General features: G+C 56.8%; 5 protein-coding genes. 1 reads left to right on the top strand and 4 read right to left on the bottom strand.

Annotation, left to right across the window (positions count from 1 at the left end; translation table 11 throughout):
- The 3 genes from ACGYK2_RS17120 to ACGYK2_RS17110 all read right to left on the bottom strand — a co-directional run.
- Positions 1-3,110: calcium-binding protein (locus tag ACGYK2_RS17120; protein ID WP_394374448.1), on the bottom strand; the 3,110-nt coding region annotated here is incomplete at its 3' end.
- 594 nt (positions 3,111-3,704) lie between these two features.
- Entirely contained in the window at positions 3,705-4,364 is a 660-nt protein-coding gene (locus ACGYK2_RS17115; RefSeq protein ID WP_394374447.1) for an ABC transporter ATP-binding protein, read from the bottom strand.
- Between the two features lie 10 nt (positions 4,365-4,374).
- Entirely contained in the window at positions 4,375-5,265 is an 891-nt protein-coding gene (locus ACGYK2_RS17110; protein WP_394374446.1) for a sugar transporter, read from the bottom strand.
- 584 nt (positions 5,266-5,849) lie between these two features.
- On the opposite strand from ACGYK2_RS17110, the gene ACGYK2_RS17105 reads away from it, so the two are divergent.
- Entirely contained in the window at positions 5,850-6,704 is an 855-nt protein-coding gene (locus tag ACGYK2_RS17105; protein WP_394374445.1) for an ABC transporter permease, read from the top strand.
- On the opposite strand, the gene ACGYK2_RS17100 is transcribed toward ACGYK2_RS17105, so the two are convergent.
- Positions 6,660-7,676 (bottom strand): glycosyltransferase, encoded by a 1,017-nt coding sequence (locus tag ACGYK2_RS17100; protein ID WP_394374444.1) that lies wholly within the window; start codon positions 7,674-7,676, stop codon positions 6,660-6,662. The genes ACGYK2_RS17105 and ACGYK2_RS17100 overlap by 45 nt on opposite strands.
- Between the last annotated feature and the right edge of the window lie 76 nt (positions 7,677-7,752).

Raw genomic sequence — 7,752 nt, 5'->3', positions numbered from 1 at the left:
TGGACAATGTCACGACCATTTCCGCCATAAACCGTATCATTGCCCTCACCGGCAAAGACCGTGTCGTACTGGTCGCCACCATAAATCAGGTCATTACCCAAACGGCCATGGATCAGATCGTCACCAGCTTGACCGTGGAAAATGTCATCGCCATTTCCACCTTGGATCGTATCGTTGCCCAACCCGGCAAAAACTGTATCGCGGCCCAGTTCGCCGCCTTGCGTGTTGTCGTGAAAGACATCATCGCCCTGGTTGAGGTGAACAATGTCACGACCGTTGCCGCCGTAGACAGTATCACTGCCCTCACCGGCAAAAACCGTGTCGTACTGGTCGCCGCCATAAATGAGATCATTCCCGAGACGGCCGAGGATCAGATCATCACCGCCTTCGCCATGGAAGATGTCATTGCCATTCCCGCCCTGAACCGTGTCGTTGCCAAGCCCGGCAAAGACCGTGTCCTGACCGTGCTCGCCCCCTTGAGCGTTGTCATGGAAGACGTCATCGCCTTGGTTCAAGAAAACCAGATCGCGCCCGTCTCCAGCATGAACGGTGTCGTCCCCCTCGCCAGCATGGACCGTGTCGTACTGTGCGCCCGCATAGATCAGGTCATCCCCCAAGCGGCCAAAAATCAGATCCTCGCCATCTTCACCATGGAAGACGTCATTACCGTTACCCCCTTGGATAGTGTCATTCCCAAACCCCGCAAAGACTGTGTCCTGACCGTGTTCGCCACCTTGAGCGTTGTCGTGGAAGACGTCATTGCCTTGATTAAGGAAGATCAGATCACGACCGTCATCGCCGTGAACGGTGTCGTTCCCTTCCCCCCCGTGGATCGTATCGTAATGGTCACCGCCATAGATCAGATCATGCCCATTGGCACCGACGATACTGTCGTTCCCGCCGCGACCCTCGAAATAGGCATTGAACCCATTCCCTGCGATCAATGTGTCATTGCCGGTATTCGATCCGCGCACGCCCTCCACACCCGAAATTGTATGGGTAAAGGTGTCGGTCGTCCCATCTGCAGACCAGACGCCTGTTGCAGTGCCCCTTGAAAGGTCCACGTTAACGCCGGCCTCAACGCCGCTGCGGTCATAGCGCAACAGATCAAAGCCACCGCCCGCCTCCAGCGTGTCATCGCCCCCCATCAAGATGAAGCGTTCATCCCGGCCACTGCCGGTGATCGTATCCGTCTCCATGGTGGCTTGCAGTTCAATCGTGACAGCACCTGCCCCGTTAATTGTATCTGTGCCCCCAAAGCCGTCTTGAATGATCCCGGTATTCAGATTGGCCTGAATGCCGGTCGAGTACCCCTCGAAATCGCGGTATACCAAACGAACGATACCACCCTGGCTAGAGCCAAGGTTGAAGGTATCATTTCCGCCTTGCCCAGACAGCCCCATCCAGCCGCCACTGACCTGCGTGATATTAAAGGTATCGTTGCCAAAGCCGCCGAACAGGGACAGCCCGCCATCCGCGCTCGTGACCACGCCAGTCACCCCAAGCAGGGTTGTTGTCCCAGTCCCGGCACCGATGATCCGACCGGTATTGGTTTCAGCATTGATATTGAAGACTTCCGCGTTGTCGGTCTCATAGGTCCGCACGTCGACCCAAGAATCTGTGGCGGTCATATCGACGGTATCATTGCCAAGGCCTGTTGTGATGAGCGCCCCGGTGCTTCCTGCCCCTACAACAAAGAGGTCATTCCCCGCACCGCCATACATCCAGTCTTCGCCAGCGCCGCCTTCCAGCGTATCGTCGCCGTCCTGACCTTCCAACGTGTCATCTCCGCCGCCACCAACGAGGCTGTCATCGCCACCGCGCCCTTCCAAACGCTCGTCCGCCGCACTGCCAATGATCTCGTCATCGCCCGCACGTGAACCGCGAACATGTTCGATGGAGATTAGGGTATCTTCAAATATGTTGTTGTCCCAGATCACGGTTGCGGACTCTGTGGCCAAGTTCACATAGACGCTGTCTACGCCTGAGCGATCGTAGCGAACCCGGTCAAAACCGCCGCCGCCATCGACGGTATCTTGACCATATTGAGTGATAAAGGTCTCGTTGCGATCTGAGCCGATCATGGTGTCATCATGGTTCGTGCCGCGCACCTCAATCTGGCCATCGCCGCCCAGAATGTTGATCGTATCTCGACCGCCTAGGCCGTCGTTGTTAACGATGCCCGTCGCAAGGTTGATGTCTAGCCCGGTGAAAGGGCTGGTATTGGCCCCCCAAGTGAAGCTCAATCGAATGGTCCCACCGAGCGTGAGGTTAAATACATCGTCCCCTTCGTTGCCGATTAACTCCATCCACTGGCCATAGGAGTTAGTGACATTGAAAACATCGTTGTTTTCACTGCCCTCAAGACCAAGACCTTCCGCATCTAAGATCCGGCGCACATTCGTCAGCGTGTCGGTAAATCCCGCGCCTACAATTGTACTAATATTGGTGACGCTGTTGACGTTAAATGTTACTGCTCCGTCGACCAGATCTTCATAGTCCATCCATAGATATGTGCTGTCGCTAACACCTGAAAAATCGATCGTATCGTTGCCAAGCGTTGCATCAATCTCGTCGCCATAATAGCCGCCGTTGTCGGCCCCAACGATGATTGTATCAGCGCCGCGCCCGCCAAACAGATGATCTTCAAAACCTGACCCGATAACCGTCAACGGTTGGGTGAACAGATCGGCAAAGCGGTAGTTGAACAGGTCATACATATCCAAACCGGTCCCGGCATTCGCCGCGTCGACGGTGATCGGCCCTCCACTTTCGAAAAGGGACACCAGTGGCCTGAAATTGTCGTATTCCGCCTCGTCCAGCGCATAGACAAAATTTACCAGCCCCCAGTTCAGCCCGGTGACCGTCCCTTGTACATTCCCATTCCCGTCAGCGATCTCAATCTCATAGACTGTACCCGCCGTGGGCTCTTCGCCCGCGAACTGAAAACCAGAACCGGTGAAGGTTGTGATGTAGCCTGTTGATGAGTTCTCCACGACCACCGCTGTGCTAGTGGCTGAGACCAACTCCAAGTCTAGGTCGTCAAAACTATTGAAAAAAGCATCCCCCAAAAACCCGGTATTAGTGCCGCTAAGCGTGAAGGTAGTCATGCCATATTCCTTTAAAATAGTACTTTAACCGGTTTTCCCAAAGCCTGGGCTAAACAAAACGTCTTAGATTTCATTTTTAATTATGGTAACATATATGCGGGCCGGGGCCTTTTGCGCAAGAACTTCATCGCATGCACCCCGATAAGGCTGCCCTAAACAAAGGCGATATCGTCGAGACCAACGCGCCGCAGATCGCTATCCGATCGCAGGATCTCCACACGATCGCTTCCCAACACCACGGTACCGGTCATAATTGATTGTGCCTAAACCCGTGCCGTTCGAGAGAAAAAGCCCCCCGGCAGGAAGTCACGAATGTATCTGTGTCCATCTCGCCTATGTTGATCGACGCCGTCTCTACTCAAGGTGTCATTCCCAGCGCCGTCGTCTAGGAGGTCATTGCCAGCGCTCCTCGCTTGCCCCTTTTGGACGCCGCCCATCTGGCCATTCCAAATCAGTTCCTTCACATGCCTTTCATTCATTTTCAGCTGAACGGAACAGCGACATAAGAGGTAGATAGGATTGGATAACGGTGGCAGCTTTGCGGAGCTTTTGGCCGATTTGGCCTGTCTTCGACTAAACTGGAAAGGCTCTTGTTTAAGAGGTTTTCATCAATTGCTGATGATAGGCGATGCCCTCTTCGAGGTCCTCGAAATAGGCGATGTGGCCGTTCTCCAGCACGATGGCGGCATCACAAAAGGCCCGGACATCCGGCATGGCGTGACTTACCAAGATCGCACCGCTGCGTTTCATCCTGTCGGCAAAGACCGCGCGGCTTTTCTTTTTAAAGGCGGCATCCCCGACAGAAGTGACCTCATCTACAAGATAAGTGTCGAAATGGATCCCCATAGAGGCTCCGAAGGTTAGACGTGACTTCATGCCTGCCGAATAGGTCCGCACCGGCATGTAGAAATGCTTGCCGATCTCGGCAAAATCTTCAACGAAGTCTGCCAGCGCATTGGTATCGGCACCATAGATACGCGCCAGAAAGCGCACGTTCTGCGCGCCCGTCATCTCGCCGTGAAAGGAACCGCCAAAGGCGACCGGCCAAGATACGGTACCGCCGTGAACGATGCGCCCGCTGTCTGGCGACAGCGATCCGGCGATCATCTGCATTAGAGTGGATTTCCCTGCCCCGTTCCGGCCCAGTAGGGCCAATGACTTGCCCGGCGGTAAAGTCATGTTCAGGTTGTCGACCACCACTTTCCGGGAACCACGGACCCAGAAGCTTTTGCTCAGGTTCTCAAAGCGGATCATGGACCGCCCCCTACTGCCGGTCGCGGATCGAATAATAGACCAACGCTCCTACGCCCCACAGCAGCGTCAGGAACAAACCGGCCAACCCGCCCAAAACGAAGCGCTGCGGAAATTCGGCCGTCTCAGGGCGTGTCGGCTCGATATAAGTCGCCAAATAGCGGCTTTGGCGGGAGGCATTGGATCGGGCCACTTCGACCGCTGAGAGGGCTAGTCGATAGGCTTCTTCGGCGAACTCCTGATCGACCAAAAGGCTCTCGTATTCCGCCAGAAGTGCCGGATAATCTTCGGCCACCGCACTGGTCGTATCGCCCCCGGTAAAGTTGTTCCGTTCGCTTTGGATGCGTTCTTGAATGACCTCAATCCGGCGCTTGGCCTGTGTAAGCCGAGGGTCGCTTGAGGTATTGGTATCCCGCAGCAAGTCGAACTCAATCAGCGCCTCGGCGAGCTGTTGTTGCAGGTTCGTCATGACCCCCATCCGGCCTTGCAGATCGGCCAGCGGATCGACAATCTGGGTGCGTGTACGAAAGCGGGTGATTTCCTCGCGGGCGCTTTTCAGCCGGTCCAGAGCCGTTTCCAGATCGGCATTGGCATAGCGCATCGCATCGGCGCGCGCGGTATCGTTGAGCGCGTTGATCATGCTTTGGCTTTGGTTGAGGATTTCCTGCGCGATGGCCTGTGCCATGTCCGGGTCAAAGGCCAGGACCTGCACCTCGATCAGCCCACTGCCCTGATCGAAGGAAACCCGCACCATGCGCTGCCAATAATCGCTCAGGTCTTCAATGCTGGCCTCGGGCCAGATCGAGAAGACCGGATCACTCTCCAGCAGGTCTTCGCCATCCATCTCGGGCCAATGCTGCGCATAGTGGCTGCGGATGTCGAGCTTGGCGTCAATCTCGGACACAAGGCGCTGGCTTTGGACGAATTCAAACAGAACATCCCCGTCCGAGGAGACTGAGCCGCCCACAAATTGCGCCAGCCCGCTCAAGCTTGAAGCCGCTGAATTACCCTCATCTTGACGCACGACAAAGCCAGTGGTCGATCGGTACTGGTCCTGCGCAATAACAGCGAGATAAAAAGCCGCCAAAACCGTAGGGATCAATACGATCAATAGAAAGCTAGTTAGCAGCCCCCAATGACGGCGCCGCATCTTTGCCGCCGGCACGACCGGTTGAATTTTGACAGGAGGGCCGTTTGGCTTCGGCCCGCCGGGTTTGCCCCCAGCCGCAGGGCCTTTGCCGGGGCCCCCGGGCTGAGGCTTGCCCTGCCCCGGCCCTTTGCCGGCCTGCCCCCCCGCTTGGCCCGCCGGGGGTTTCTGCTGGGGCTTTGGTTTATTCGGCGCAGGATTTTCTCCCGCCTTCTCCGGCGGCCCTGCCTTATCTTCACTGCTCATGAGACCGAACCCCTGATCCGACACTTCTTATTGCCTGCGAACCTAGTTAAAGATGTAGGGGAATGCACGTCATTTGCGAAGCTGAAGGCCACCCCGTGAGCACCACAGACATCTCCCCCCCTCAGACCGGTCAGGATGCCTCCTCGGTGCCGCCGCCCGTTGCTCAGGGGCGCAAACGTCATTCTTGGGCGTCCGGGCGGGTGATCCTTGCCCTGATGCTGCGCGAGATGTCGACCCGCTATGGCCGGTCGCCCGGCGGCTACCTTTGGGCCTTTCTAGAGCCGATCGGTGTCATTCTGATCATGGCAATTGGCTTTTCGCTGCTGGTCAGAACACCCCCACTCGGGTCAAGCTTCATTTTGTTTTTCGCCACGGGCATGCTGCCCTTCACGCTTTACCAGAATGTCGTGCAGGCCGTCGGCGGCGCCATCGCTTTCTCCAAAAACCTGCTGCGATATCCAGTCGTGACGTGGATCGATGCCATGATCGCCCGCTTTACGCTGAACACGCTGACCTCGCTGCTGGTGACCTATGTGCTGATCGTAGGGTTGCTTGAGTTGACAGAAACGCGGGTCATTATCGAAATTGCACCGATCCTCCTCGCGCTTGCGCTGGCAGCGCTGCTTGGGCTTGGGCTGGGGGCGGTGAACTGCGCCCTGAACGGTATGCTAGCTCCATGGCCTTTGATCTGGTCCATCATTACCCGACCGCTATTCTTGGCTTCGGGCATTCTGATCATGTACGAAGACCTGCCCGAAGCAGCCCAGAACATCATCTGGTACATTCCGCACATGCATATCTCAGGCATCATGCGCAGCGGTTTTTACCCGACCTATGCGCCGGATTATGTCAGCGTTACCTACGTCGTGACCTTTTGCCTAGTAACACTTTGCCTCGGCTTATTGCTACTTGGGCGTTTCCACCGCGACATCCTCAACAACGGCCGCTAGGGCCAGCACCTCGGCGTGAGAACGGGTCAGATCACGGCGCAAGCCGTCGCGGATCGCCGCACGTGTGAGGCGCTCATACGCCGAGCGATCACCTCCATAGTGGCGCGCCTTGCGCCACCATTTGGGTAGGATCAATAAAAGCGCGGGCCAAAACAGAATGCCCGCGGCCCGGCGATAGACCAGCAAAAGGTTCCGGTGATTGTAATAGGCTTTCCAAAGCGGCCGGAATCGCTGTACCGGCCCCTCAAGGGATTTAAAATCATGCTCGAACCGCAACTCGGGCGCAAAGCCGATCCGGTTGCCGCGCTCGCGCATGCGCAGATTGTAGAGCACATCATCACCATAGATGAAGACCGCTCCATCCGGATAGCCCGTTCGCTCAATCGCCTGACGCGAGATGAACAGCCCAACGAAAGATCCTACGTCGATCTCGCTGGCCCCCTGCCTTTCATAGTCTTTCGCCGTCAGATGAAAGCCATCCCGGGCCTGCCCTGTAAATACACCGAAAAGCGTGTTCAGAAATCGTTTGGGCCGCCAGAAGGGGTTTAGCGCCGGGCGGTTAATATCACAGATCATCCCGGTGGGGTGATAGACTGCGGCGGCCAGCGCATCCCAACCGCTGCGGTCCATGGCGTGAAACCGCGCTAGCGCACCGGGCTCAGGCCGCCCATCGTCATCCATGAGCAAGACCCAATCCGGAGGGGTTTCTTGCGCCATGACAAAGCGCATACCCGCCTCGAACCCGCCTGCGCCGCCGGAATTTATCTCTAACCGATGGTTCACGAGCCGCGGGTCGTTCTGCGCGGCCAGCCATTCTGCCGTCCCATCGGTCGAGGCGTTGTCGACCACCACCAACCCCGTAAGCTCCGCCGCACTGCTCTCCAACAGCCGCCCCACCGTCTTCCGAAGTTGGTCGAGCCGATTGTAGGTGACCACGATGGCGACCAGGCTTTGGGGATCGTTTGAAGACACGTAAGGATGCTTTCAGGATGGTATTGGCCCCACAGGACCGCAGCGAGCGGAGCCTGTCATAGAGCTGAAAAGCAGG

Source organism: Sulfitobacter sp. 1A10359, assembly GCF_043558145.1.
Lineage (GTDB): Bacteria > Pseudomonadota > Alphaproteobacteria > Rhodobacterales > Rhodobacteraceae > Sulfitobacter > Sulfitobacter faviae.
Note: the sequence above shows the minus strand (reverse complement) of the source record. Positions and strands in the feature narration are given on the sequence as shown.

Coding starts and splice junctions, on each gene's coding strand:
- ACGYK2_RS17115 (WP_394374447.1), bottom strand. CDS start 4,364: ATGATCCGCTTTGAGAACCTGAGCAAAAGCTTCTGGGTCCGTGGTTCC.